This window comes from Bacteroides oleiciplenus YIT 12058 (assembly GCF_000315485.1).
In the GTDB taxonomy this organism is placed as follows: domain Bacteria; phylum Bacteroidota; class Bacteroidia; order Bacteroidales; family Bacteroidaceae; genus Bacteroides; species Bacteroides oleiciplenus.
In genome coordinates, this window is record NZ_JH992940.1 from 1,174,149 (window position 1) to 1,199,131 (window position 24,983).

At 41.4% G+C, this 24,983-nt stretch carries 26 protein-coding genes; 16 read left to right on the forward strand and 10 right to left on the reverse strand.

What is annotated here, in order from left to right; genetic code table 11:
- Positions 1-72: 72 nt before the first annotated feature.
- Entirely contained in the window at positions 73-768 is a 696-nt protein-coding gene (locus tag HMPREF9447_RS05070; protein WP_052315177.1) for an isochorismatase family protein, read from the reverse strand.
- A 610-nt stretch (positions 769-1,378) separates the two neighbouring features.
- Here HMPREF9447_RS05070 and HMPREF9447_RS05075 point away from each other — a divergent pair.
- Positions 1,379-2,992 carry a serine hydrolase gene (locus HMPREF9447_RS05075; protein ID WP_009128673.1) on the forward strand — a complete coding sequence of 538 codons (1,614 nt, stop codon included), beginning with the start codon at positions 1,379-1,381 and terminating at the stop codon, positions 2,990-2,992.
- 76 nt (positions 2,993-3,068) lie between these two features.
- Here HMPREF9447_RS05075 and HMPREF9447_RS05080 read toward each other — a convergent pair whose 3' ends face one another.
- Positions 3,069-4,571 (reverse strand): glutamine synthetase family protein, encoded by a 1,503-nt coding sequence (locus tag HMPREF9447_RS05080; RefSeq protein ID WP_009128674.1) that lies wholly within the window; start codon positions 4,569-4,571, stop codon positions 3,069-3,071.
- Between the two features lie 147 nt (positions 4,572-4,718).
- On the opposite strand from HMPREF9447_RS05080, the gene HMPREF9447_RS27620 reads away from it, so the two are divergent.
- On the forward strand, positions 4,719-4,997 hold the full coding sequence (locus tag HMPREF9447_RS27620; protein WP_009128676.1) for a DUF202 domain-containing protein: 279 nt from the start codon (positions 4,719-4,721) through the stop codon (positions 4,995-4,997).
- On the opposite strand, the gene HMPREF9447_RS05085 is transcribed toward HMPREF9447_RS27620, so the two are convergent.
- The gene (locus tag HMPREF9447_RS05085) at positions 4,927-5,970 is read right to left on the reverse strand and encodes a beta-ketoacyl-ACP synthase III (RefSeq protein ID WP_009128677.1); all 1,044 of its coding nucleotides are present in this window, start codon (positions 5,968-5,970) and stop codon (positions 4,927-4,929) included. The genes HMPREF9447_RS27620 and HMPREF9447_RS05085 overlap by 71 nt on opposite strands.
- A 162-nt stretch (positions 5,971-6,132) precedes the next feature.
- Positions 6,133-6,780 (reverse strand): flavin reductase family protein, encoded by a 648-nt coding sequence (locus tag HMPREF9447_RS05090; protein WP_081589750.1) that lies wholly within the window; start codon positions 6,778-6,780, stop codon positions 6,133-6,135.
- 187 nt (positions 6,781-6,967) lie between these two features.
- On the opposite strand from HMPREF9447_RS05090, the gene HMPREF9447_RS05095 reads away from it, so the two are divergent.
- Positions 6,968-7,594 (forward strand): CatB-related O-acetyltransferase, encoded by a 627-nt coding sequence (locus tag HMPREF9447_RS05095; RefSeq protein WP_044137768.1) that lies wholly within the window; start codon positions 6,968-6,970, stop codon positions 7,592-7,594.
- On the opposite strand, the gene HMPREF9447_RS05100 is transcribed toward HMPREF9447_RS05095, so the two are convergent.
- The 6 genes from HMPREF9447_RS05100 to HMPREF9447_RS29235 form a co-directional block, all read right to left on the reverse strand.
- On the reverse strand, positions 7,585-8,196 hold the full coding sequence (locus HMPREF9447_RS05100; RefSeq protein WP_044137770.1) for a hypothetical protein: 612 nt from the start codon (positions 8,194-8,196) through the stop codon (positions 7,585-7,587). The genes HMPREF9447_RS05095 and HMPREF9447_RS05100 overlap by 10 nt on opposite strands.
- 411 nt (positions 8,197-8,607) lie before the next feature.
- On the reverse strand, positions 8,608-8,763 hold the full coding sequence (locus tag HMPREF9447_RS28385; protein ID WP_009128681.1) for a hypothetical protein: 156 nt from the start codon (positions 8,761-8,763) through the stop codon (positions 8,608-8,610).
- A gap of 71 nt (positions 8,764-8,834) precedes the next feature.
- Positions 8,835-9,887: a class I fructose-bisphosphate aldolase gene (locus HMPREF9447_RS05105; protein WP_009128682.1), complete on the reverse strand. Its 1,053-nt coding sequence runs from the start codon at positions 9,885-9,887 to the stop codon at positions 8,835-8,837.
- A gap of 63 nt (positions 9,888-9,950) precedes the next feature.
- Complete coding sequence (locus HMPREF9447_RS05110; protein ID WP_009128683.1) at positions 9,951-12,179, reverse strand: glycosyltransferase; 2,229 nt, start codon at positions 12,177-12,179, stop codon at positions 9,951-9,953.
- Positions 12,176-13,207, reverse strand: a complete 1,032-nt coding sequence (locus HMPREF9447_RS05115) for a glycoside hydrolase family 130 protein (RefSeq protein WP_009128684.1) — start codon at positions 13,205-13,207, stop codon at positions 12,176-12,178. Before HMPREF9447_RS05115 ends, HMPREF9447_RS05110 begins: the two co-directional genes overlap by 4 nt.
- On the reverse strand, positions 13,207-13,338 hold the full coding sequence (locus HMPREF9447_RS29235; protein ID WP_009128685.1) for a hypothetical protein: 132 nt from the start codon (positions 13,336-13,338) through the stop codon (positions 13,207-13,209). Before HMPREF9447_RS29235 ends, HMPREF9447_RS05115 begins: the two co-directional genes overlap by 1 nt.
- A gap of 287 nt (positions 13,339-13,625) precedes the next feature.
- On the opposite strand from HMPREF9447_RS29235, the gene HMPREF9447_RS05120 reads away from it, so the two are divergent.
- From HMPREF9447_RS05120 to HMPREF9447_RS05180, 13 genes are all read left to right on the forward strand, one after another.
- Positions 13,626-14,105 carry a GNAT family N-acetyltransferase gene (locus HMPREF9447_RS05120; RefSeq protein WP_009128686.1) on the forward strand — a complete coding sequence of 160 codons (480 nt, stop codon included), beginning with the start codon at positions 13,626-13,628 and terminating at the stop codon, positions 14,103-14,105.
- A 192-nt stretch (positions 14,106-14,297) separates the two neighbouring features.
- Complete coding sequence (locus HMPREF9447_RS05125; protein WP_009128687.1) at positions 14,298-14,624, forward strand: ArsR/SmtB family transcription factor; 327 nt, start codon at positions 14,298-14,300, stop codon at positions 14,622-14,624.
- Positions 14,625-14,701: 77 nt separating this feature from the next.
- Positions 14,702-14,935: a thioredoxin family protein gene (locus HMPREF9447_RS05130; RefSeq protein WP_009128688.1), complete on the forward strand. Its 234-nt coding sequence runs from the start codon at positions 14,702-14,704 to the stop codon at positions 14,933-14,935.
- A gap of 9 nt (positions 14,936-14,944) precedes the next feature.
- The gene (locus HMPREF9447_RS05135) at positions 14,945-15,388 is read left to right on the forward strand and encodes a nitrophenyl compound nitroreductase subunit ArsF family protein (RefSeq protein ID WP_009128689.1); all 444 of its coding nucleotides are present in this window, start codon (positions 14,945-14,947) and stop codon (positions 15,386-15,388) included.
- Position 15,389: 1 nt separating this feature from the next.
- The gene (locus HMPREF9447_RS05140) at positions 15,390-16,097 is read left to right on the forward strand and encodes an aromatic aminobenezylarsenical efflux permease ArsG family transporter (RefSeq protein ID WP_009128690.1); all 708 of its coding nucleotides are present in this window, start codon (positions 15,390-15,392) and stop codon (positions 16,095-16,097) included.
- 34 nt (positions 16,098-16,131) lie between these two features.
- The gene (arsD, locus tag HMPREF9447_RS05145; protein ID WP_009128691.1) at positions 16,132-16,458 is read left to right on the forward strand and encodes an arsenite efflux transporter metallochaperone ArsD; all 327 of its coding nucleotides are present in this window, start codon (positions 16,132-16,134) and stop codon (positions 16,456-16,458) included.
- A 25-nt stretch (positions 16,459-16,483) separates the two neighbouring features.
- Entirely contained in the window at positions 16,484-18,193 is a 1,710-nt protein-coding gene (arsA, locus tag HMPREF9447_RS05150; RefSeq protein ID WP_009128692.1) for an arsenical pump-driving ATPase, read from the forward strand.
- Positions 18,194-18,202: 9 nt separating this feature from the next.
- Positions 18,203-19,249, forward strand: a complete 1,047-nt coding sequence (gene arsB, locus HMPREF9447_RS05155; protein ID WP_009128693.1) for an ACR3 family arsenite efflux transporter — start codon at positions 18,203-18,205, stop codon at positions 19,247-19,249.
- Positions 19,250-19,652: 403 nt separating this feature from the next.
- Positions 19,653-20,933, forward strand: coding sequence for a site-specific integrase (locus HMPREF9447_RS05160; protein ID WP_005795594.1), 1,281 nt, complete (start codon positions 19,653-19,655; stop codon positions 20,931-20,933).
- A gap of 66 nt (positions 20,934-20,999) precedes the next feature.
- Entirely contained in the window at positions 21,000-22,292 is a 1,293-nt protein-coding gene (locus HMPREF9447_RS05165; RefSeq protein WP_005795596.1) for a PDDEXK nuclease domain-containing protein, read from the forward strand.
- Positions 22,293-22,302: 10 nt separating this feature from the next.
- Positions 22,303-23,322 (forward strand): hypothetical protein, encoded by a 1,020-nt coding sequence (locus HMPREF9447_RS05170; RefSeq protein WP_009128695.1) that lies wholly within the window; start codon positions 22,303-22,305, stop codon positions 23,320-23,322.
- A gap of 223 nt (positions 23,323-23,545) precedes the next feature.
- Positions 23,546-23,854, forward strand: coding sequence for a DUF3853 family protein (locus HMPREF9447_RS05175; RefSeq protein WP_007842330.1), 309 nt, complete (start codon positions 23,546-23,548; stop codon positions 23,852-23,854).
- Positions 23,855-23,868: 14 nt separating this feature from the next.
- The gene (locus HMPREF9447_RS05180; RefSeq protein WP_009319341.1) at positions 23,869-24,945 is read left to right on the forward strand and encodes an AAA family ATPase; all 1,077 of its coding nucleotides are present in this window, start codon (positions 23,869-23,871) and stop codon (positions 24,943-24,945) included.
- The last annotated feature ends 38 nt before the right edge of the window (positions 24,946-24,983 follow it).

The following is a 24,983-nucleotide window of genomic DNA, read 5'->3' on the forward strand; positions in this document are numbered from 1 at the left end:
AGGGAGAAATTCTTTAGACGCAGAACGTCTAAGAATTTCTCCCCCATTCAAACTAAAAAATCAGAGAAAAATTTATCGTGTTTCTATTTCGTTCACCAGTTCGGCTGTTGTGTAAACTCTCTCTCCTAAAAGATTAAAATTAATCCATGAAGCGTCATCAGCATTCATGTCTCCAATGATGGCCGAAGCTGTGGCATCAAAGACAACAGCCGCCTCAAACCCTCTTTCCTGCAATTCACGCAAGTGAGATTCTGCACATAAATTGCCGGACATTCCACAGATAATTACTTTATTGATTCCCCTTTTCCGCAACTGCAAAATAAGGTCATTGTTTTCCGGACCGAAAAGTTTATGCGGAGCAGTCACTATCACATTTTCTCCATCATTGATATAAGGTTTATATATGTCCAGCCAGTCCGCTCCCGAACCTTCAAACTCTTCTCCGGTAAGTTGCCCTTTTCTTTCGAACATTCCATTTTCGTGCATCATTTTCTCTACCGGTCCTTCAAATACCCATTGATGGTCGTGCTTATAATAATAATGCGGTGAAATGAATACCAACATATTGCTCTTTGCCGCAACTTCAAAGATTTGACGCAAATGCTCTACAGTGCCATTCTTTGTGATATTTTCACCGAAAAGTCCCCAACCTTTGCCTGCTTCACTCAAAAAATCATTCTGAGGATCAGTCATAACAATTGCCGTATGTTCATCAATGATAAAGTCATCTTTAGCTTTCTTTTCCCGAACTTGTTTATTCGGAGCCATTCCCATAAATTCATCTGTCTTCATTGTCATCTATTTTTTTTAGTTAATACTCATGCAAATGCTTTTTCAAAGCCTGATTATTACTCCAAATAAGCATTTGCTTTTGACTTTGCAAAGGTCGGGTATTCCCAATACATATGAGATGACGATTTTCCCCGAATGATAGGCTATTCTGCCCGAAGTGGAAAGGTGTACTACTACGTTTCTGCCACCTTACTACTCTTCTTTTTTTAGTTCCTTACTAAGATTGTACGAGTTGTACAACTGGAGCAGCCTGAGTTGTACAACTGGAGCGGTACGAGTTGTACAACTCGTACAGTCTTGGTAGGCATCATAAAAAACAAAGGTAGTAAGATGACGAAGTTATGACAGTAAGTCGCGCACTGCGATGCTTATAGTTCATTTCTGAACCGTCATAAATAAATTCCTATAACAGCTATAGTACCTATTAATATATAAGTTCTATAAATAATTAGTATAGCAAAAGCCCTTTTTAGTTCAATCGGGAACAATTGCATAGTTTATATGTTGTATCGTCATTTTCCCGCAGACCCAAACCGCCTACCTTTGCAACATCGGAAATCAAAAATAAAACTCTGATAAAAATAGTATGAAAAAGAAACTATTAACATTAGCAAGTTTGCTGATATCGGGAACGATTTTGGCACAAGACGGAGGAACAATTATGAGGAAGTATGAAAATCAGTTGCCACAAGAAGGCAGAGGAAATGTACACGTAGCTTATCAGGGAAAAGCTATCGACCAGATGATTTATGAATTCATGGAAGAACAGGGAATACCGGGCATGACGCTCGCCATCGTGCAGGCTCCTTACATCCCCCGTGTAGTAGGTTACGGAGTAACGGATTTTGAAAAAGGAAATTTAGCAGCCGCTAAAACCCTTTGGCCTATCGGTCCGATCTCTCAGGGATTTGCAGCCGTAGCAATCATGCAATTATACGAAAAGGGGAAATTGGACCTGAACGAGCCTATCGGAAAATACTTAAAAGATATTCCGAAAAGCTGGAAGAACATCCACATACTCCAACTGATGCAACATAGTTCGGGTATTGCCGATTATCGTTCACAAAAGGGTTTCGACGTATCCGCCGATTATCAGCCCGCACAATTGATAGAAACCGTAAAAGCTATTCCGCTGGCTTTTGAACCGGGTACGGATGTGAAACAAAGCGCCACGAACTTCCTATTACTGACATCCATTATCGAAAAGGCAGGCAAGATGCCCTACCACGATTTCGTTAAAAAGTATCAGATAGATTATCTTGGCTTACAACAGACTTACTTCGGAGAAGACCTTGCGAAAGTAAAGCAAGAGGACGTAACCACTACCGCCAATGTGCACCAGACTTTCAAGAAAGATAAAGATTATATCAATCCATCGGAAACGACCATAGGATATATAGAAAAGGATGGTAAACTGGTAGCCGCCCCTGCCGTCAGCCCGACAGCCATGAAAGGCTTCTCCGATATATGGGCATCAGCCGAAAACGTCAGCCATTGGGATATCGGCCTTGCCGGAGGTGTACTGATTGCCAAACCGGAAAACCGGGACGTCATCTATAAACCTACCAAACTTGCCAATGGGAAAGTGGTTCCCGCCGTGGCAGGCTGGCAGTTCTACAATCACAAAGGATTGATGGACATCAAGGGAAATGTATCGGGACATTCAGTTTTCCTGAGTCGCTTCACAGATGCTTCGGAGTTGGTATGCGTCACCCTTCTTGCCAATAAGGAAGGTGTCGACCTGACCAATCTGGGACGCAAAATTGCTGCCGCCTTTGATAGCAACAAAATGGGCACAGGCGCTAATGACAATCTGCTTTATACTTACGAAAGCCAGTTCAGCGTAGCCGAAACCATGACACGCATCGAGCAGACATTGAAAACAATGGGTATCCCTGTATTTGCCAAATTCGACCACGGAAAGAATGCCGAAGAGGTAGGTCTTGAACTCCGTCCGAACCAAGTGATTGTTTTCGGTTCACCCAAAGTGGGGACTAAACTGATGCAGGATAATCCAAGTATTTCCATTGAATTACCGTTAAAGATATCGGTATGGGAAGATAAAAACGGAAGCGTATGGGCCACATTCCCGCAAATGAAAATGATGGCAGCAGAATATGGGCTTACAGGAGAGCCGGTAATTGGAAAGATGCAGGAGTTGTTAGAAAAGATAGTTATTCAATCGGCGAATATATATTAAGACAGAAACACAAAAATCAAGATAAGAGGCTGCACTTCACACGTTGTGCAGCCTCTGTTTATCTTAACTCAATCATTTATCCGCAATGGAAGTACTTCTTCACCAATGCCAACATTGCATCCGGATTGTTCTGTATATCACTACGCAATGTCTTGTCATTATAAGAGCGCAGTTTACTAATAATTCCGTCAATCATTGCAGGGCTGAACACTCCGTACTGTTCAAAAGAAGCACGTTGTTTTTCCAGACAATCAGCAGAAGCGGCACAGCTATCGGGCAGTTGCGCCAGTTGCTTCAACTTGTCTTCATTCTCTTTCTTATGGATATTCACATTTACATACGTCTTTTCTGCAATATCCAAAGCATTTTCCATCTCAAAACCATGACGGCAAGCCACCGCCAATCCGGCTATCAATTGATATAAATCTGCCGAACCGTCGGGAGAACGCATTTCTACAGTCTGTTTTTGCGTAGTGTCATAGTGACTCGGGGCTTCCAGCGGATTAGCCAACATACACATATCCGTCTTTGCCGACCAGCCCAACGGTACACGTACCAATACGGAACGGTTGCGATCGCCCCAACAGATATTTGTCGGCGCCTCCTGGTGCGGAACAAGGCGGAAATAAGAAGTAGGATTGGTATTGCCGAAAGCAGTAATAGAGGGTGCCAGTTCCATCATTCCGGCAATGGCTTTGCGGGCTGTCTCGGAAAGTACACCGTCTTTCAACATCTGATTCTGCCCGTCCTTCATGATACGCATATGTATATGCAGACCGGAGCCAGCTTTTCCTGTTGTGATTTTGGGCGCAAAGGTTATGTCGTATCCGTACTGATAAGCCAGGTTACGGATAACCCATTTAGCTATCATCAGTTGGTCGGCAGCATGGTCGGCACGTACCGGCAGAAATTCGATTTCATTCTGCTCATAGATTTTGCCATCGAGCGTGAAGTTACCCACTTCGGAATGGCCGTACTTGATTTGTCCGCCGGCTTGCGCGATATGCAACATGCAGTCCGTACGGAAATCATTGAACTTGGCATAAGGAGCCGATTCATGATAACCACGCTGGTCGGTAGCCGGGAAGAGTTCGTCATCCTCTGATATTACATAATATTCCAATTCGCCCATAGCCTGAAATTCCATCCCCGTCACATCGGTAAATGCCTGGCAGGCTTTCCGCAACGTGTATTCCGGAGAACTTTCCAACAATTCGCCGTCTTTATTGAAGTAAGAGCAAAGCATGGAAAGCGTAGTTGTCTCAGCAAAAGGATCAATGAAAGCGGTACTGAAACGAGGCACCACATACAAGTCACTGCTGCCCGCCTCGATGAACGAGAACAGGCTCGATCCATCTACACGTTCTCCGCAAGTGAGTATTGCATCGAGATAGGCAGCATCGTTAATAACAAAATTCAGTGTTTTCAATCGTCCGTCCGCAGCAGGATACATGAAGTTCACCATACGGATGTCATTCTCTTTGATATAGGAGATAATGTCTGCTTTCGTAAATTCGGAAGCTGGTTTTTGAAGGGCCGCCACCAATTGGTTGGCGCTCATTGATAGTTCTTGGTTCATAATACGTTGGTTGTTTTTTAAGTTTATTGTTATGGTCAACAAAATATTGTCATGTAATGATTCCCCACAAAGATAATATATATATAACAAACTATTTGCGTTTCCGTACTGTTTATAATAAGAAGAGTTACAATAAAAAACAATGTTATGCAAAAAGTTACCGACAAACCCGAGGACAATGAATTGATACTCCGTGACCATCTGGCACTCGAACGTACCAAACTTGCCAACGAAAGAACTTTGTTCTCGTATATCCGCACATCGCTTTACCTCCTCACCGCAGGGATTGGAATATTACAGATTGAAAGCATCTCACGTCTGGACAGGCTTGCATGGATATGCATAGCCTCCGGAATTATTCTGTTTTTTGGAGGTTTTGTCCGCTTTTGGCGGATGAAGAAGTATCTGAATCATATCCCCACTTGACGTAAACAGCTCCCCAAGCGAATCCCGCTCCGAAGGCCGTGAAAATCAACTTATCGCCCTTCTTCAACTTATTTTCAAAATCCCAGATGCAAAGTGGAAGAGTGGCGGCACTTGTATTGCCATAACGCTCGATGTTAACCATCACCTTTTCGCTTGGCACTTCCAGACGTTGTGTCACAGCACTGATTATGCGCTGGTTAGCCTGATGAGGAATCACCCAAGCAAGTTCGTCTTTACTCAAGTGGTTTCTCTCAATAATAGACTCGCAAGCCGACGACATGTTGGCTACGGCATACTTGAATACTGTGCGACCCTCCTGATAAATATAGTGCATGTGATTATCCATTGTATAATAGGAAGGAGCGCATACAGAACCACCGGCTTTGATATGCAGGAAAGGCAATCCCTTACCGTCCGTTCTTAAAACGGCATCCATCACACCATAATCCTCCGTGGTAGGTTCCAGCATGAAAGCGGCTGCCCCATCACCAAAAATCGGACATGTGGCACGGTCGGTATAATCTATTATTGATGACATTTTATCGGCTCCCACCACGATAATCTTCTTATAGTTTCCTGAACGGATAAAATTCGCTCCTGTCTCCAACGCATACAGAAAGCCGCTGCAAACTGCTTGCATATCAAAAGCAAAAGCACGCTTTAAGCCCAGTCTTTCGCAGAGGATGGAAGCGGTTGAAGGTAAACGGTAATCAGGAGTGGTAGTAGCTACAATCACCAGGTCAATATCTTCCGGATCAGATTTCGTACGTTGCATCAATTGTTTCGCAGCTTTGCGAGCCATATATGAAGTTCCACGTCCCTCCTCGTTCAGAATACGTCTTTCCTTTATGCCTATACGCCCCATAATCCATTCGTCAGTGGTATCGACCATTTTAGAAATCTCATCATTGGTCAGGATATAATCGGGTACATATCCTCCGACTCCTGTAATTACCGCATTTATTTGCTCCATTAGTGTTATAGTTTAGTACATTCTGAATTAGGTGGTTAATAGTGAATCTGATAAAATGCGGGCGCAAATATACAGAAAAGAGGATGAATTCCAAGAATTGACCGGAAAACAGTTGTCCTTTTACCAATGAAAAGGAAATTTTGACCAAAATTTAGTTGAAAATTATTTCTTAACCCAAATATTGGTTATTTCGGAAATGAACATTTGATGCTTGGAGGATTCGTTTTTATATGATTCCTCCATGACCTTAGTTTTGTAGGGCTCAGTCAGATTGGCATAGTCCAATTCCTGAACAAACATCTTCTTACATTCAATAATCATTCTGGCTTCTCCAAAACTCATTAATCCGGATGGTGTTTCCAGAGGGCTAAGTCCGGCTTCCTCTATCTTGTTTGTATCTCTTCCCGATCTGGTTCCGCATATACGCAGGGCGTTGCGATATTTCTCGTCAAAAAAGCTGAGGGTGAAACTTTCCTCTCGTTGCAGGAATTGATAGGTATAGCGGGTATCGCGAATGAAGATGAAAGTAGAAGGGCGTTCCCAGATATATCCAATACCTCCCCAACTGGCAGTCATCGTATTGTAGGAATTTTTAGTCCCTGCTGTTACAAGCATCCATTCTTTACCGATAAGCTGAATCACATTGTCGGGCAAATCAGATGCCTCAATCTTATCATACCGGGATTGCCAATCAGTAGAAGTAACATTACTCTCAGAACTTTGATCAGTAGCTTTTTTATCACTACTGTTTGTACAAGATGCAACTAATAAGAAAAAACTGATTACTGGTAATAAAATTTTTGCTTTCATGGGTATAGGATATAAATTATGAATTACTAAACAATGCTCAAAGATAATCAAATTGCTCATAACTCCGATGTTAATGAGAAAGAGAAATAAAAATGAGGCCTACACTACGGTTTTAGAAATAATATCTTTCTATATTTGCATATTGCAACAACCAAAAACCGATTGCAATCAAAAAAGATTAATCATCATGAATGCTCAAACATATCCCCGTACAAATGATTTTCAGACTATTTACCTGAATACAGTTATTAAAAGCCCCAATATTATTGTAGGTGACTACACGATATACAATGATTTTGTAAACGACCCCACACTGTTTGAAAAGAACAATGTATTATATCATTATCCCATCAATAAAGACCGGCTGATAATCGGGAAGTTCTGCTCTATCGCCTGCGGTTCCAAATTTCTTTTCAATAGCGCAAATCATACTCTGAAGTCCTTGGCAAACTATACATTTCCATTATTCTTCGAAGAATGGGGGTTAGATAAAAAAGATGTAGCCTCAGCATGGGACAACAAAGGTGATATTACTATTGGTAATGATGTATGGATAGGTTATGAGGCTGTAATTATGAGTGGAGTACATATAGGCGATGGAGCAATTATAGCGTCACGGGCGGTAGTAACTAAAGATGTTCCTCCCTACACTATAGTAGGTGGAACCCCAGCTAAAGAAATACGATTGCGTTTTGATGCGGACACGATTGCCCAATTACAAAAATTACAATGGTGGAACTGGCCTATTGAAAAAATACGCAGTAATTTACCGTTAATAATGAATGGGGAGATTGATAAACTCAATCATCGATGATATTTCCCTTTGTCTTTTACCAATACCACTTTCAACTGTGGATCGGACAACATCTCACGTCCGGCAGAGGATAATAAAAATTGTAACTGGCTGCTCCGATGTTCCCAAGTCAGTAAATCGATGGAACGGTTCAGTTTCTCTTTAATGGCAGTATACCAGTCTCCAGGAAATGATAATGCACAAACCACATGCTTATCTGCAATCTCCTGCAACTCTTCAATGCAATTGCTCATTTCTTCAGTACTCAAACCGGACGGCTCATCGTAAGCCACATAATATGAAGTATAATAACCGGCTTTGGTGAAAGCTTTTAAAGCTTTCCAATCCTGGCTCTCTATTATCAGGCGATCTTTTTTAATCTGAAAATACTTTGTCAGTTTATTCAATCTGACAAGTGCTGCCACACAATTCCTATAAGTCAGATTTTTAATATCCAACCACATCTTTCCTTCGTTACGTCTCATATACGAGAAGTAGGAATCTAAACTCAAATTGAAGCTAGTATCAGTATCATGCGTTACATCAAATGTCCTGTCCGCACGAAAAACAAGGTCAACCTCTATATTCGGATATTTCTTATGTTTCTCAAGCAACTTTTCCATTGAATTGCAACGATGAAGCCAAATCTTATCCGGATAGTAACCTATATCCCGTGCACCTATAAAAAGAATACATAAATATATTCCAACCAAAACAGGAAGTATCTTTTTTAGGATATTCATTACGCAAAGATATGTCAGAAGGAAAAAAGAAAAAACAAATATAGACGAACTACCCTTTTTCTCCAACAAAAAGGCTATAAAAAAACATAATCAGGATTTTCTCCGTCATATCTTTCGAAAGTTATTCGCCCATCCCATAATAGACAATATCCCTGATTTTCAAAAGATAATTATCAAGTTGCTCCACATTCTGGGTACCCACCAACCAAAGCGGATGTTCACCCTTCCACACACTCGACAGCATGTACAGATCGTTGGCAACTTCTGCAAATACGTTACAAATGAATCGAATTAGGGATGGAAGTACATGTTATGCACTCCGTCAATGAGGTTATACATGAGGCGGCTTCCCTGAAAAGGTTCATATTCAGAAAATTCCTCGCTATGCAGTGCCACAAGTGTATCTACTCCCGGACATTTGCTGTCCGTTATTCGTTTTAACTCCATAAAATTAATATGTTCCTTGTTAAGTACTGCAAAGATAGCATTTTTTCCGCCCCATGATAAACTTTACTTATTTATGCAATAGTTATCGAAGAATCCAAATAAACATCCTGAATCGCATTCAACAACTGAACACCCTCTCCTATCGGTTTTTGGAACGCTTTTCTTCCGCTAATCAGTCCCATTCCACCGGCACGTTTGTTGACTACTGCCGTAACGACAGCATCACGCAAATCCGATTCTCCATGAGATTCACCACCCGAATTAATCAGGCCTACACGTCCCATATAGCCATTAGCAACCTGGTAGCGGCAAAGGTCAATAGGATGTGAAGTTGTAAGTTCAGAATACATTCTTTCATCCGTTTTGCCAAAATGGATAGCTGTAAACCCTCCATTATTGGAAGGAAGTTTCTGTTTTACAATATCAGCCTTGATTGTCACTCCGATGTGGTTAGCTTGTCCGGTGAGATCAGCAGCTGCATGATAATCTGTGCCATCTTTCTTAAAATCATTGTTTCTCAGATAACACCATAAAATAGTCGCCATACCTAACTCATGCGCATACTCAAAAGCTTGCGATATTTCAATAATCTGACGGCGGCTCTGTTCAGATCCGAAATAAATAGTGGCCCCGACCGCTACCGCACCCATATTCCATGCCTCTTTTACTGTTCCAAACATTACTTGGTCGTAAGAATTCGGATAAGTCAGCAGTTCATTATGGTTCAATTTCACAACAAAAGGTATTTTGTGGGCATATTTGCGAGCCACAGCTCCCAATACCCCGAAAGTGGATGCAACTGCATTACACCCCCCTTCGATAGCCAATTTTACAATATTTTCAGGATCGAAATAGATTGGATTCGGAGCAAATGATGCTCCAGCTGTATGCTCTATATCCTGGTCGACCGGTAGAATGGATACATATCCGGTATTTGCGAGGCGTCCATGTCCGTAGAGGGCTTGCAAGCTATTAAGTGTACGGACATTCCTATCAGAGTCCAACCAGACCTTATCAATCATATCAGGGCCCGGAACATGAATTAGTTTCTTATCTATTGTCTTACACGTATGGTTCAGGTAATATTCTGCCTGTTGTCCCAACAAATCAACTGTTTTATTCATAATTATATCCGTTTTAAGTTATATGATAAGAAACAGTTTTCCTTTGTCTATTGTTTCGCCGTTTCACAGAATAAACAATTGCTTCTCTTGGCGAAGAACTACTAGAGCCAACCTTGCCATTAGATAACACACAGTTGATTCGGCTCCCTGATTCAAATTTATGTTATTCTCCTCCAATCCATCATAACAGCCCCCGGTGGCCGGATTGTAAATAATCTGATGCAAATGGTTATTTCCTAGAAACCAGTTGAAGGCATCAGTTTGCATACGAAGGTATTTTTCCTCTTTAAATACCTGATAAAACGTACCTAGAGCAATCACCGTTCCCGCCACGTCTACCGGTTGCTCACCAAATCCATGATGAGTGTTTCCTTTATGCATCCATCCTTGATTGGAAACCACCTGAAGACGATTTCCCACAAACAGCTTCTTCAATAAAAATTCAAAAGCTTCCAAGGCTATCTGCTTATACTCTTCCCGCCCAATGGCCAGATAAGCCAACAACATTGATTCCGGCAAAATACCGTTATCATAAGTGAGATATGTCTCAAACCATAACCACTCTCCACCTGCCGTCCGGCGATAGCATTGAACGAGTTTATTGGCCAATAACCCGATATAGGCATCTGCCTGTGCCGACGTACATACGCGGGTATAGTAATAAAGCCCTTCGAGCATAAAAGCTATACTGCGGGGAGACTCTATCCGACTGAACTGCTGGAATGTCCGTTTGAAAACAGCCACTGCCTCCTCTTTCCATAAAGCTGGGAAATGTGCAGAACAAGAGATAAAATAGCCTAAGGCACAAATAGCCCGCCCGTTACTATCATCCAGTCCAACTTCCTGATTTTGTGGGGTGAATAATCCATCCCGGTCTGTATAATTCAGAAAAGAACCATCAGGCTGCTGACAGTAGCGGATAAAGTTCAGATAAGTTCTTATATAGCGCTCTTTCACCTTGCCCTCTCCAATGGCAACAACCTGACACATTGCTATCAGTGCACGTGCCGTATCATCCAGCGTATATCCCGTGGAACTATCCGGCCGATTCCCTTTCGCAAACTGAATTATTCCCCATTGCCGACTCATACGCCGGATATGAGAAGTATTCACGGGAGGTAAAGAGTAAATCAACTCTTCCTCCGGCTTGCCGGTTTCCTGAAAAAGCAGCGTATAGGCAATTGCTACATTTTCCCAGGCTGTGGCTGCCGTCTTCTGCAACCCCACCAGCTTCATCTCAGTCCGCAGACTTTCATCGGCAAGCAAACGATTGGCAGCTATGGCCAATTGAACCGAGTCTTTAAAGTTAAAGATGATACCGGAGTCATCATTCAGCAATTCCAACGCATGCGGAATAGGAGTAGCTATAATCGGACAGCCACAACTAATAGCATAAACAAATGTTCCGCTGACAGCCTGATTCGGATCACTTGAAGTGAAAAGATACACATCTGTCAACTGTAAATATTCCAATAGAACGGGCAATTCAAGATATTGATTAATAAAAAGTACATGTTCTTCCAGATGCAATTCTTTTATTTTCGCTTTCAGCAGATTGCGGTAACTCTCTCCCTCCACTTTCAGCACTCCCGGATGTGTCTTTCCGATGATGAGGAAAATTACAGCAGGATTCTCTTTCACAATATCCGGCAAAGCATCCAACGTGGTCTCTATACTTTTCCCGGGACTGAGCAAACCGAAAGTAGAAAGGACTCGCCTACCCGAAAGTTTATAAAAACTCTTCAGTAGATTCTTATCCTTAAATGACACCAAATGAGTGCCGTGAGGAATCACCCTGATTTTATCGTCATCCGCATGATACACCCGCTGTAAGATACGCCGGGAATTTTGCGTCATGACTACCAGATACTTGCAAACAGCTATCATTCTCCTCACACTTCCGTACATGGCAAGAGAAGGTTGCGAAAGAACTGTGTGAAAGGTAAGAATCACAGGTTTGGATAATTGCTCCAACATTTCAAGGAAAGCTTCTTCCTGCTCAGCATACAATCCGAATTCATGCTGCACAAGCACGACCTCGACTTCAGGATCTTCATTCAACTGTCGGGCCAAGGTGCCAAAAGCCGACGCATCCGAAGTATTGAGAACATACTCTACAGCCTGCTTCCGGGTGTAGGCATGCTTCTCCATATCGGAGGCCTCTACTGCACATATTCTGATGGAGTAAGAATCTCCAAACTTTGACTGAATAGCCCGGACCAAATCCTGGGCAAAGGTGGCTATGCCACATTCACGAGGAGGATAAGTAGTGATACATACTATTTTTCTCATTTAAATTGTTTTATTAATTCATCCAGCAACTCTGTCAGTTTCACTGACACGCAAGCGACGTGTTTGTCGGCCGCCCCATAATATATATAGAGTGTATCACCAAACAAGGCAGCGCCTGTGGGGAAACAAACTCTATTGACTACACCAGACAGTTCATATTCTGTCGTGGGAGTAAATAACGGATAAGGCAAACGAGCTATTTCAATGGCCGGATTGTCAATATCCAGTAAAGCCGCACAAGCGGAATAAACATAACCGGAAGGAGTATCATAGACACTATGATAAATCAACAGCCAACCGGCGCTTGTCTCTATCGGCGGACAACCAGCTCCGATGTAGCTCGACTCATGGTCGTGATAAGGCGCCAGCAGAATACGTTTCGCAAAATTCTGGTAATACCTTTTCCAGAATTCTTTCGTCAACATATCCAGGCGCTCCACTGCCACATACTGGATATCGGGACGGATACGATGCATGAAATAAAACTTCCCATTGATTTTACGAGGGAAGAAAACCACATTCTTATCCATCATATAGAGTGGATGCCCTTTCTCATTAGTCGCTTCGCGTTTATTGCCCGAACGAAAATACTTACTGATAATGGCTTGCTGGGTACGAAGTAGTTCCCGGAACTGTGGATAAGTAATCTGGGAGGTAATAATGCCTTGCTTCTCAAAATGCCTCAAATCAGAAGAGAGTGCCAAAGCTCCTACGGCACTATAACCATCATAAGCAGTATAAGTAAGGTAGTAAAGACCATCGATTTTCACGATTCGGGGATCTTCCGTACCCTGACTTTCATAACTAAATTCAGGAACCAATAAAGGAACCGTGTCTCTTTCCACAACCTTCAAAGGTCCCTCAAGCCGACAATATCCAATGGAAGAATGATTCCCTTCTCTTACAGCACGATAGAACATGTGCACTGAATTTCCTTCGGCTATTACTGCCGGATTCATCACTCCCTCATTCTCAAAATCAAGCGAAGTGCCTTCCAGTATAACTCCTTCTCTTTTTACAGACACCATTATACCTTGGGTATTATGCTCATTCCTTTATTACTCTTGCTTTCTCTTTCTCTCTGATACTCAGTCAGTACTTTTATTTTATTCTCTGACTTTTCTTTCTTTGCTTCTTTCTTTCTCTCTTTACCTTTCATAATTCATTTCTTTTTAGGATAGTTTATACTCGGGGATAAAATAGGTGGGATTTTTCTTTTCTGCAAGTTACGATATTAATCCGCGGCAATATGATAAAGCGCTGATTATTGTCCTTTTATAACAGATTAATACAATTATAGCAGTGAATGAGGCAATTCGTTCGCAGTATCGCCAATCTATCTCAAAAAACGTCTTGATTTTGTGTCAGCATTTTCTCAAAAAAAGCAATCCAATTACAAACCGAGTTATTCTTTTTTTATCTTTGCGAAAAGAAAACATATTTATTATGGAAAATAGAAACTACAAATTCAGGAAAGCAACTCTCGCTGATATTCCGGAGCTAAAGGAAATGTACAAAGCGACTTTGCGCACTATCAACAAAGCAGACTACACGCCAGAGGAAATAGAAGATTGGGCTTCATGTGGAGATGATATACAACATCTGGCTGATTTAATTACCAATCTATATTTCATTGTTGCCCTAAATGAAGAAGACCTGATTATCGGATTTACATCTATACAAAAAGACGGTTATCTGCAATCCATGTTTGTGCATAAAGACTATCAACACAGAGGAGTTGCAAGTTTTCTTTTATCAATGGCCGAAGAGTATGCAATAAAACACCAAATCCCCATAATAACCTCTGAAGTCTGTATCACGGCAAAACCATTCTTTGAAAGTAAAGACTATAAGGTAATGCGTGAGCAAAAAAGAAAAGCAAATATATTATTTCTCACAAATTATTGGATGAAAAAAGAGCTGTAATCATACTAAGTCTCTTGATTGGTCGTACTTGTGGCTGTACATTACATGTGGCAACCCGAAACTGTTTTTTCGGCTGGAAAGTAGTGGATAGGCTAATATTTCCACCTCCCCCCAAAAAATATACCGTATAATTTTGCTATTCAAAACATTGTTCGTAGTTTTGCGAACAATAAATAAGAAAGGAGAATTGAAGTGAAAGAGAAACAGTACACAATAGAGCAGGAACAGATTGCTCGTATTGCCAAAGCAATGGGGCATCCGGCACGAATGGCTATTCTTGCTTTTTTGGCAAAACAAGAAAGTTGCTTCTTTGGTGATATTCATGAAGAACTGCCTATCGCCAAAGCCACCGTTTCGCAACATTTGAAAGAACTGAAAGAAGCTGGTTTAATTCAGGGAGAAATAGAAACACCAAAAGTCCGGTATTGTATAAACCGGGAAAACTGGGAACTTGCTCGAAAACTATTTGCTACTTTCTTAGGGGACTGCAAATGTAAAGATGCATCGTGCTGTGAATAGCAGCACCTTTTTTTGAAATCATTGTTCGTAGTTCTACGAATTACGATTATAATATTAACTTTAAAGTAGAATGAAAGATGGAAATTAAAGTATTAGGAACTGGGTGTTCAAGTTGTAAAGCATTGTATGAAATTACCAAGCAGGCCATTTCAGACTTAGGCTACGATGCAACACTTATCAAAGAGGAAGATTTATTGAAAATCATGGAGTATAACATTTTAGGGCTTCCGGCTTTGGTAGTTGACGAGAAAGTCGTATCAGCCGGAAAAAAGTTATCTCTTACAGAAGTAAAAGAGTTGATAAGCAAATAAGAATGAACTATGAGAAAGTTATTTTGTCTACTGATTGCAACGCTGGTCTTTATTTCCTGCGGAAATGGTTCAAAGAAAAAGACCGGAGAATACAAAGCAGAAGAAATTCAGTCTAACCGCATAGAGGTTCTTTATTTCCATGGGGCACAGCGGTGTATCACGTGCCGGGCGATAGAAACCAATACGGTAGCCCTTTTAGACAGCCTTTATTCCAACGAAAAAGCAGATGGTAAAATTATCTATAAAGTAATAGACATTTCAAAGAAAGAAAATGAAGCGATTGCAGACAAGTACGAAGTGACATGGTCGTCTTTGTTTGTGAATGGCTGGAAGGACGGTAAAGAGAATGTAAACAACATGACCGAGTTTAGTTTTTCCAATGCGAAAAATGCACCAGACAAGTTTAAAGAGGGAATTAAAAGCAAGATTGACGAATTGCTAAAACAGTTGTAAGATGGATTTTCTTCAATCACTATTAGATAATAGTTCTATTCCTGCTATTACAGCTTTTATATTGGGGATTTTAACGGCGGTTAGCCCGTGTCCGTTGGCTACCAACATAACGGCAATAGGATTTATAAGTAAAAACATAGAAAACCATCATCGGATATTTATAAACGGGTTGCTTTATACTCTCGGCAGAATAGTAACCTATACGGTTCTTGGCTTTATCCTTATTCCTATTCTCCGTGAGGGAACAAGTATGTTTATGGTTCAAAAAGCTGTAAGCAAATACGGGGAAATGCTGATTGCTCCGGTGTTAATCATCATTGGAATATGTATGCTCGATACAATAAAACTCAATCTGCCGAAAATCAACATCGGCGGTGAAAACTTGAAAAAGAGAACTAAAGGTGGTTTTGGGGCTATGCTATTGGGCATTTTATTCGCCCTTGCTTTTTGTCCTACCAGTGGAGTATTTTATTTTGGTATGCTTATGCCCTTATCAGCCGCAGAAACAGGCGGGTATCTTTTGCCTATAATCTACGCTATTGCTACGGGATTACCCGTAATCCTCGTTGCATGGGTTTTAGCTTACAGTGTTGCCGGACTGGGTAAGTTTTATAACCGGATGCAAATATTTGAGAAATGGTTTCGTAAAATAGTTGCTATCCTCTTTATTGCGGTAGGAATTTATTATGCGGCAGTCTTTTATCTATAAATAAACATAGAGTATCATTTTAAATAAAAACAGTATGAAAAAGATAGAAATTTTCGACCCGGCAATGTGTTGCCCTACGGGTCTTTGTGGAACAAATATCGACCCTGAATTAATGCGTATTGCGGTCGTTATTGAAACATTGAAGAAACAGGGTATCATCGTTACCCGCCACAATTTACGCGACGAACCGCAAGTGTATGTAAATAACAAGACAGTAAACGAGTATCTCCAGAAATATGGAGCGGATGCACTGCCTATTACTTTAGTGGACGGCGAAGTCGCTATTTCACAAACCTATCCTACCACCAAACAAATGAGCGAATGGACAGGTATCAATTTGAATTTCATGCCAGTTAAATAAGTATTTACCAATTAATTATATAAAAATGAGAACATTCAATTTATCAGATATAGATTTGACTAAATACCTTTTCTTCACCGGAAAGGGCGGTGTAGGAAAAACTTCGATTGCCTGTGCTACTGCAGTAGGCTTGGCAGATAATGGAAAGAAAATACTTCTTATCAGCACAGACCCGGCTTCAAACCTGCAAGATGTCTTTAATCAAACATTGAACGGACACGGCACGGATATTCAAGAAGTACCCGGATTAACCGTTGTTAATCTCGACCCGGAACAAGCCGCCGCCGAATACAGGGAAAGCGTTATTGCTCCTTTCCGGGGACAACTGCCTGAAAGCGTTATTCAGAATATGGAAGAACAGCTTTCGGGCTCTTGTACGGTAGAAATTGCGGCTTTCAATCAGTTTTCCGATTTTATCACGGATGCTGATAACGCAAAGGAATACGACCATATTATCTTTGATACAGCTCCTACAGGACATACGTTGCGAATGCTACAACTGCCATCAGCATGGAGTACGTTTATCAGTGAGAGTACACACGGCGCATCTTGCTTAGGGCAATTATCCGGTTTGGAGGAACGGAAAGGTATCTATAAGCAGGCAGTTGAAACGCTTTCGGATGCAAGTATAACTCGCTTGGTCTTGGTTAGCCGTCCCGAAATCGCACCGTTGAAGGAAGCTGCCCGTTCCTCACATGAATTACAATTACTGGGAATTAAAAACCAGCTATTGATAATCAACGGACTTTTGTTGCAATTGGATGAAGCCGACAGCGTATCGAAACAAATATATGACAGACAGCAAACCGCCCTAAAACAAACCCCAGCGGAACTGCTGGAATATACATCCTATTATGTTCCTTTACGGTCTTACAATTTATCTAATATTGCGAATATCCGCCGGATGCTGCACAACGATAACTTAACAGATAATGCAAATTATCAGCGGATTACTGATGCAAAAGGTATAGATGAACTGGTTAATGATCTCTATCAGTCAGGAAAGAGAGTTATTTTTACTATGGGAAAAGGTGGCGTGGGAAAAACCACTTTAGCCACTGAAATAGCCCTGAAATTAACAAAACTGGGAGCAAAGGTACATCTTACCACCACTGACCCGGCAAACCATCTGAATTATAACCTTGCTGTTCAGTCTGGCATTACGGTTAGCCGTATTGATGAAACGGAAGTATTGGAAGCCTATAAAAACGAAGTTCGTAGTAAAGCAGCAGAAACAATGACTGCTGAAGATATGGAATATATAGAGGAAGATTTGCGTTCACCGTGTACACAGGAAATCGCAGTATTCCGGGCCTTCGCTGAAATCGTAGATAAAGCGGAAAACGAAATCGTTGTGATTGATACCGCCCCTACCGGACACACCTTGTTACTGTTGGATGCAACGGAAAGCTATCACAAAGAAGTACAACGCACACATGGTGATACTCCTGCTTCGGTAAGAAAATTATTGCCACGTTTAAGGAACCGACAAGAAACAGAAGTCGTTATTGTAACCTTGCCCGAAGCAACACCCGTATTTGAAGCCGAACGCTTGCAAATGGATTTACAGCGTGCGGGAATTAATAATCAATGGTGGGTCGTGAATGCTTGTTTGTCATTAACTGACACCGGAAATTCGTTCTTGCGGGCAAAGGCGCAAAATGAATTGATTTGGATTAAGAAAGTAGAAGAATTGTCAAAGGGAAACACTGCCCTGATAGCCTGGAAAAACTAATAAGAATATATGGAAAAGAAACAAGGAATTGGATTTTTTGAAAAATACCTGACTGTCTGGGTTGCCTTGTGCATCATTATCGGAATTGCTGTGGGGCAATGGTTTCCGACAATTCCGCAAACATTAAGCAAGTTTGAATATGCCAATGTGTCCATACCCGTAGCTATCCTGATATGGTTAATGATTTACCCAATGATGCTAAAAGTAGATTTTCAAAGTGTTAAGAATGTAGGCAAACGTCCGAAAGGAATAATAGTTACCTGTGTTACAAATTGGCTGATAAAGCCGTTTACCATGTTCGGAATAGCTTATTTATTTTTCTATGTGATTTTCAAGACCTATATACCTGTCGGGGTAGCCGAAGAATATTTAGCCGGAGCGGTATTATTAGGGGCTGCACCTTGCACGGCTATGGTGTTTGTGTGGAGCTACCTTACCAAAGGGGATGCCGCATATACGCTGGTACAAGTGGCAGTGAACGATTTAATCATATTGGCAGCATTTGCCCCTATCGTAGCTTTCTTGTTGGGAGTTGGCGGCGTATCTATCCCGTGGGACACGTTACTGTTGTCTGTGGGCTTGTTTGTTGTGATACCACTTGCTGCCGGGGTCATTACCCGTATAATGGTTATTCGCCGCAAAGGGGTGGAATATTTCAATAATGTATTTATTAAGAAATTTGATAATTATACAACCAGCGGACTGCTATTAACGCTTATTATCCTGTTTTCATTTCAGGGAGAAACAATACTGAACAACCCTCTGCATATTGCATTGATTGCCGTTCCGCTCGTGTTGCAAACGGTTCTGATATTCTTCGTTGCTTACGGTTGGGCGAAATGGTGGAAATTACCCCATGATGTTGCTGCACCTGCCGGAATGATTGGAGCAAGTAATTTCTTTGAATTGGCGGTTGCTGTAGCTATTTCTCTTTTTGGTTTACAATCCGGAGCTGCACTGGCTACGGTGGTGGGTGTACTGGTCGAAGTTCCGGTAATGTTGATGTTAGTAAGGATTGCAAATAATACACGAAACTGGTTTCCGGCTTCAAAATAATTATAGGGCAAAAGTTCTAATCTAACATTAGTGAATGATAGGCTTTGTATTTCTCTGAATAAAAAGCTACATAGTGTTGATAAGCAAGTAATCATTGCAAAAAGTCGGTCTTTCTTACATTTCAAATCCTTTGCTGTCTTGAGAACAAGACTTACAGGCATAAAAAAACCTACAAATCGCTGATTTGTAGGTTTTTGTCCAATCCTTAATTCGGTTTTATCCGGTAGGTTTGCGGAGAGAGAGGCTCTCGAACCTACATATTCAAGAAATATCATAAAATTGCAAATCATTAATAATCAAGCACTATTTGGAGTACATAGTAAATCTAAATCTTTCTGAATATCTTTTGCTATTCCAAATATTGGGTGTATATTTGGGTGTAGAATTTCAAACACACCCAATTATGAATATCAAACGAAACATCATTTTTGCATTGGAAAGCCGGAAGAAGAACGGTGTGCCAATCGTGGAGAACGTGCCTATCCGTATGCGTGTCATATACGCAAGTCAGCGCATTGAGTTTACAACGGGTTACCGCATTGATGTAGCCAAGTGGGATGCTGACAAGCAGCGAGTGAAGAACGGGTGTACCAACAAACTAAAGCAAAGTGCATCTGAAATCAATGCCGATCTGCTGAAATACTATACCGAAATTCAAAACGTGTTCAAGGAATTTGAGGTACAGGAAGCCATGCCCACTACCCAACAGCTAAAGGACGCATTCAACCTGCGGATGAAAGATACAAGTGAAGACCAGGAAGACGTAAAGATAAGTTTTTGGGAGGTATTCGATGAATTTGTAAAAGAATGCGGCAACCAGAATAACTGGACTGAATCCACATACGAAAAGTTTGCAGCCGTTAAAAATCACCTCAAGGAGTTCAAGGAAGATTTAACCTTTGAATATTTCAATGAATTCGGACTGAACGAATATGTCAATTTCCTGCGCGACAAAAAGGATATGAGGAACAGTACCATCGGTAAACAAATGGGATTCCTCAAATGGTTCCTGCGGTGGAGCTTCAAGAAAGACTATCACCAGAATATAGCATACGATACGTTCAAACCGAAATTGAAAACCACCCCCAAGAAGGTAATCTTCCTGACATGGGAAGAACTGAACAGACTTAAAGACTATCAGATACCCAAAGACAAACAGTATCTGGAACGTGTCCGGGATGTTTTCCTGTTCTGTTGCTTTACCAGTCTGCGTTATTCAGATGTTCGCAACCTAAAGAGAAGTGATGTCAAGTCCGACCATATAGAAGTCACCACCGTTAAAACGGCAGATAGTCTGAGTATTGAACTGAACAAGTACAGTAAAGCCATACTTGAAAAATACAAGGACATCCATTTTGAAAACCACATGGTATTGCCTGTTATCAGCAATCAGAAAATGAATGATTATCTGAAAGAACTGGGAGAACTGGCAGAAATTAACGAACCTATACGTGAAACCTACTATAAAGGGAATGAGCGCATAGATGAAGTTACCCCGAAATACGCATTGCTCAGTACTCATGCAGGAAGAAGAACATTCATCTGTAATGCGCTGGCTCTAGGTATTCCGGCACAGGTTGTAATGAAATGGACAGGACACAGTGATTATAAAGCCATGAAGCCCTACATTGACATAGCCGATGATATTAAGGCTAATGCAATGAACAAGTTTAACCAACTATAAAAGTATCAGTCTGTTTCACAGATTATCCATTATTAGAGTTATCTTTGTTAAGTAATAGTTAGTAATATGGAAAATAACAACGAACATAATATAAAGAAAGGTCATTTTGATGCCTTTGTCCATGCTGTCGGTTCGGAAATAGAACAGGCACAAGTCCGGCTCATTACCGCAGCCAATGCCCAGATGTTGTTCCATTACTGGAAAATGGGCAATTATATACTGTACCACCAAAACCTGCATGGCTGGGGTGGTAAAATTATCAAGAAGTTGGCACAGGCAATCAGATTCAATTATCCTGAAAAGAAGGGATATTCGGAGCGTAATCTTACTTATATGTGCCAGTTTGCCCGTTTATATCCGTTAAATGTACTTCGTAGTTTTATTGAAACAGATTCAATACTGTCAGTCCCTAATATTCAAAACATTACTAATGAAGTCCTTAAACTCAACAGCGGGCAATTTACGCAGGAGCTTACTGCGCAAATACAATCAGCTGATAATCAATCTTTAGAAATTACGCAGGAGGTTCCTGCGCAATTTCAGAATGTAGAAAAAACAGTAGCAACCATCTATAAAATAAAAATAGAGGATATAGAAGATTTATTCTTGGCGTCACCGATTGCAAGAATAAATTGGGCAAGCCATATGGTCATACTCAATAATCCGCTACCATTAGGTGTAAGGTATTGGTATATGAAACAATCTGTAGAAATGGGTTGGAGCAGTAATGTGCTGAAAATGCAGATTGAAAGTAATCTGTATGACAGACAAATCAAGAGTAACAAGGTAAACAACTTCACTGCCACACTTCCGGCACCTCAAAGCGATCTTGCCAATTATCTGTTAAAAGACCCGTATATCTTTGACTTGGCAGGAGCAAAGGAAAAGGCTGACGAAAGGGATATAGAAGAACAGTTGGTAAAGCATGTAACCCATTACTTGCTGGAAATGGGTAACGGCTTTGCTTTTGTTGCCAGACAAAAACATTTCCAGATTGGGGACAGTGACTTTTTCGCCGACCTGATTCTATATAATATCAAGCTCCACGCCTATGTCGTCGTGGAATTGAAAGCAACGCCATTCAAACCGGAATATGCAGGGCAGTTAAATTTCTATATCAATGTTGTAGATGATAAACTGAGGGGAGAAAATGATAACAAGACCATCGGTCTTTTGCTGTGCAGGGGTAAGGATGAGGTCGTGGCACAATATGCCTTGGCTGGATATGACCAGCCGATAGGTATCAGCGACTATCAATTGAGCAAGGCAGTACCCGAAAATCTGAAATCTGCCCTACCGAGTATAGAAGAAGTGGAAGAAGAACTGACCTTATTCCTTGACAAGGACAAGAACCCATAATATAAAGTATATGGCAGGAAAGATACAGACGATGATTCCCCAATATGGAGAACTTAACAGAATATACAGAGACTATATAGATAATTACGCTTTTTCTTTTGACAGGCAGAAATTCATATCGGATTTCTATCAGGAGTATAATGACATGAAATCCTTTGAAGCCGCTATCCTTGAACTGGTGCTTGACAAGCAAAAAGAGCAATACACCTTGATATTCAACAGTCTGAAAACTGAAATAGAAAAGAGCATACAGGCTTATGAGATACGCCCGTTAAGTGACAGAGCCATAGAACGTGCTTGCTATCAGCACATGGAAAGGTATTCTCAGGAAATTGAAGCCCAGCTGGATGTTACAAGAAGTCTGAGCAAGCCGCTGAATGAAGCCAACAACAGGTATGATTCCATTGGTTACAGGGAGCATACAGCCGAAGAGGAAAAACAGGCAGAGAAAGAATATGAACGCTGCAAGGCTGAATATGACAGGGAAAAAGCCAAACTGAACAAACTCTATGACCAGCAAAAGGCTACAAGAACAGAGGCATTCCAATATATGAAGAACTGTTGTGCGGACATATACCGTCAAAGCTGCCTTTTTCTGGATATATTGAAGAAATACATTCCTGACGGAAAGCAAGAGAATAAATCAAGCGAGCCAATCAGTCAGCAGGAAACGACAGAAGAACAACAGGAATATTTCAGCATGAAATTACTTTCGCTCATTCATGAGGTGTGCAAAGGAGAACAGTTCGAAGAAATTTCCGCACCAGATTTCTATGCCAATATGAATCTTCACCCCTGCAACTGTAAGCTGAAAATAAAACCGAGAGAGAAAATACGTGTATGCTATCTGATATTCCTGATGAGCGAGAAACTCTCCAAACAGGACAGGGACAAATGGAAAGACAGAATACTGAAACTGCTGGATATTGACGACAGCTACTACAAATCCAAGTACAAGGAGCCTGTTTCAGATTTCCCCAGTGACAGCAACCAAAATTTCGCCAAGGAAATGGAACATATATTCAGATAATCCGTGATATATCCTGATACTTTACGAAAGTTCCACTTTTACCACTCAAAATAATTTTTGAGTGGTATTTTTGTTTTCTGATATTCAATAAGATACAATGATATTCAGTTTGTACCGTCCCCATCCTTACCACTCATAACCCTACCTAATTTTGCATCGTTCGAGAACAGAAATAACAGCCAGTGCGCAGGGCTGATTGTTTAACGACTAAATAGATTGGACGATGACAAATATCCAAGAATTATTATCAAAACCCGTCTGGCAAATGACAGGCGAAGAATTCATATTCCTGAGTAAGCACGCTTCAGGTCAGGCCGAAGCATTGCCGCAACCCGTTACAGACACGGAAAAGAAGTATGTGTACGGAATACTCGGTATAGCCAAACTGTTCGGGTGCAGTCTGCCCACTGCCAACCGCATAAAGAAAAGCGGTAAGATAGACAAGGCGATTACCCAGATAGGGCGCAAGATTATAGTTGATGCAGAACTGGCTCTTGAACTTGCCGGAAAGAAAACAGGAGGACGGAAATAATGGGAGGTATGCTTATGGACTATATGAGAGAAATAAAGGAAATATCTGCAGAACAGGCGATAATCCTTTGGCAAGCCTCACGTCTGAGCCTATCGAAAATCTATGAGAAAGCACCTGAGATTTTAAAAGTGCAAGGTTCGGTCATTGGCACACTGGGCAATTTCAGTGCATCCATAGGCAAAGCCAAAAGTAAAAAGACTTTCAATGTGTCGGCTATTGTAGCCGCCTCATTGAAAAACGGTACGGTACTACGGTATGTGGCAGAACTTCCGGAGAACAAAAGGAAAGTCCTTTATGTGGACACGGAACAAAGCCATTATCACTGCCTGAAAGTCATGAAACGTATTTTACGGCTGGCCGGTCTTCCTGATGACAGGGACAATGAACATCTGGAGTTTCTCGCTTTGAGGAAATACACGCCCGAACAGCGCATCAGGATTGTCGAACAGGCTATCTATAATACACCGGACATAGGGCTTGTAATCATAGACGGCATCCGTGATATGGTATATGACATCAACAGTCCGGGAGAATCGACACGCATCATATCCAAGTTGATGCAGTGGACGGATGACAGGCAAATACACATCCATACGATACTCCACCAGAACAAAGGCGATGAAAACGCAAGAGGGCATATCGGTACGGAGCTGAACAACAAGGCGGAAACCGTTCTTCTCGTGGAAAAGGACAAGAGCAACGGGGATATAAGCAATGTTTCGGCCATGCACATACGTGCAATGGATTTCGAGCCTTTCGCTTTCCGTATCAACGACAATGCATTGCCTGAACTCATAGAGGGGTACAGACCCGAAGCGAAGAAACCCGGAAGACCGGAAGAGGAAAAGTTCGACCCTTACAGGCATATTACCGAACAACAGCACCGCATAGCACTAGAAGCGGCTTTCGGACTGAAAGAGGAATACGGCTACAAGGATCTGGAAACCGCCTTAATCAAGTCTTATATGTCAGTAGGTGTAAAACTGAACCATCAAAAGGCGGTATCACTTATCACCATGCTCCGGAACAAACGGATGATAGTACAGGAGAACGGCAGGAAATACACGTTCAAGCCAGACTTTCACTATTAGACCGTCTAACCTGTAATCACTTCACTTTATTCGGCAGG

Coding starts and splice junctions, on each gene's coding strand:
- HMPREF9447_RS05070 (WP_052315177.1), bottom strand. CDS start 768: ATGGCTCCGAATAAACAAGTTCGGGAAAAGAAAGCTAAAGATGACTTT.
- HMPREF9447_RS05075 (WP_009128673.1), top strand. CDS start 1,379: ATGAAAAAGAAACTATTAACATTAGCAAGTTTGCTGATATCGGGAACG.
- HMPREF9447_RS05080 (WP_009128674.1), bottom strand. CDS start 4,571: ATGAACCAAGAACTATCAATGAGCGCCAACCAATTGGTGGCGGCCCTT.
- HMPREF9447_RS27620 (WP_009128676.1), top strand. CDS start 4,719: ATGCAAAAAGTTACCGACAAACCCGAGGACAATGAATTGATACTCCGT.
- HMPREF9447_RS05085 (WP_009128677.1), bottom strand. CDS start 5,970: ATGGAGCAAATAAATGCGGTAATTACAGGAGTCGGAGGATATGTACCC.
- HMPREF9447_RS05090 (WP_081589750.1), bottom strand. CDS start 6,780: ATGAAAGCAAAAATTTTATTACCAGTAATCAGTTTTTTCTTATTAGTT.
- HMPREF9447_RS05095 (WP_044137768.1), top strand. CDS start 6,968: ATGAATGCTCAAACATATCCCCGTACAAATGATTTTCAGACTATTTAC.
- HMPREF9447_RS05100 (WP_044137770.1), bottom strand. CDS start 8,196: ATGGAAAAGTTGCTTGAGAAACATAAGAAATATCCGAATATAGAGGTT.
- HMPREF9447_RS28385 (WP_009128681.1), bottom strand. CDS start 8,763: ATGGAGTTAAAACGAATAACGGACAGCAAATGTCCGGGAGTAGATACA.
- HMPREF9447_RS05105 (WP_009128682.1), bottom strand. CDS start 9,887: ATGAATAAAACAGTTGATTTGTTGGGACAACAGGCAGAATATTACCTG.
- HMPREF9447_RS05110 (WP_009128683.1), bottom strand. CDS start 12,179: ATGAGAAAAATAGTATGTATCACTACTTATCCTCCTCGTGAATGTGGC.
- HMPREF9447_RS05115 (WP_009128684.1), bottom strand. CDS start 13,207: ATGGTGTCTGTAAAAAGAGAAGGAGTTATACTGGAAGGCACTTCGCTT.
- HMPREF9447_RS29235 (WP_009128685.1), bottom strand. CDS start 13,338: ATGAAAGGTAAAGAGAGAAAGAAAGAAGCAAAGAAAGAAAAGTCAGAG.
- HMPREF9447_RS05120 (WP_009128686.1), top strand. CDS start 13,626: ATGGAAAATAGAAACTACAAATTCAGGAAAGCAACTCTCGCTGATATT.
- HMPREF9447_RS05130 (WP_009128688.1), top strand. CDS start 14,702: ATGGAAATTAAAGTATTAGGAACTGGGTGTTCAAGTTGTAAAGCATTG.
- HMPREF9447_RS05135 (WP_009128689.1), top strand. CDS start 14,945: ATGAGAAAGTTATTTTGTCTACTGATTGCAACGCTGGTCTTTATTTCC.
- HMPREF9447_RS05140 (WP_009128690.1), top strand. CDS start 15,390: ATGGATTTTCTTCAATCACTATTAGATAATAGTTCTATTCCTGCTATT.
- arsD (WP_009128691.1), top strand. CDS start 16,132: ATGAAAAAGATAGAAATTTTCGACCCGGCAATGTGTTGCCCTACGGGT.
- arsA (WP_009128692.1), top strand. CDS start 16,484: ATGAGAACATTCAATTTATCAGATATAGATTTGACTAAATACCTTTTC.
- arsB (WP_009128693.1), top strand. CDS start 18,203: ATGGAAAAGAAACAAGGAATTGGATTTTTTGAAAAATACCTGACTGTC.
- HMPREF9447_RS05160 (WP_005795594.1), top strand. CDS start 19,653: ATGAATATCAAACGAAACATCATTTTTGCATTGGAAAGCCGGAAGAAG.
- HMPREF9447_RS05165 (WP_005795596.1), top strand. CDS start 21,000: ATGGAAAATAACAACGAACATAATATAAAGAAAGGTCATTTTGATGCC.
- HMPREF9447_RS05170 (WP_009128695.1), top strand. CDS start 22,303: ATGGCAGGAAAGATACAGACGATGATTCCCCAATATGGAGAACTTAAC.
- HMPREF9447_RS05175 (WP_007842330.1), top strand. CDS start 23,546: ATGACAAATATCCAAGAATTATTATCAAAACCCGTCTGGCAAATGACA.
- HMPREF9447_RS05180 (WP_009319341.1), top strand. CDS start 23,869: ATGGACTATATGAGAGAAATAAAGGAAATATCTGCAGAACAGGCGATA.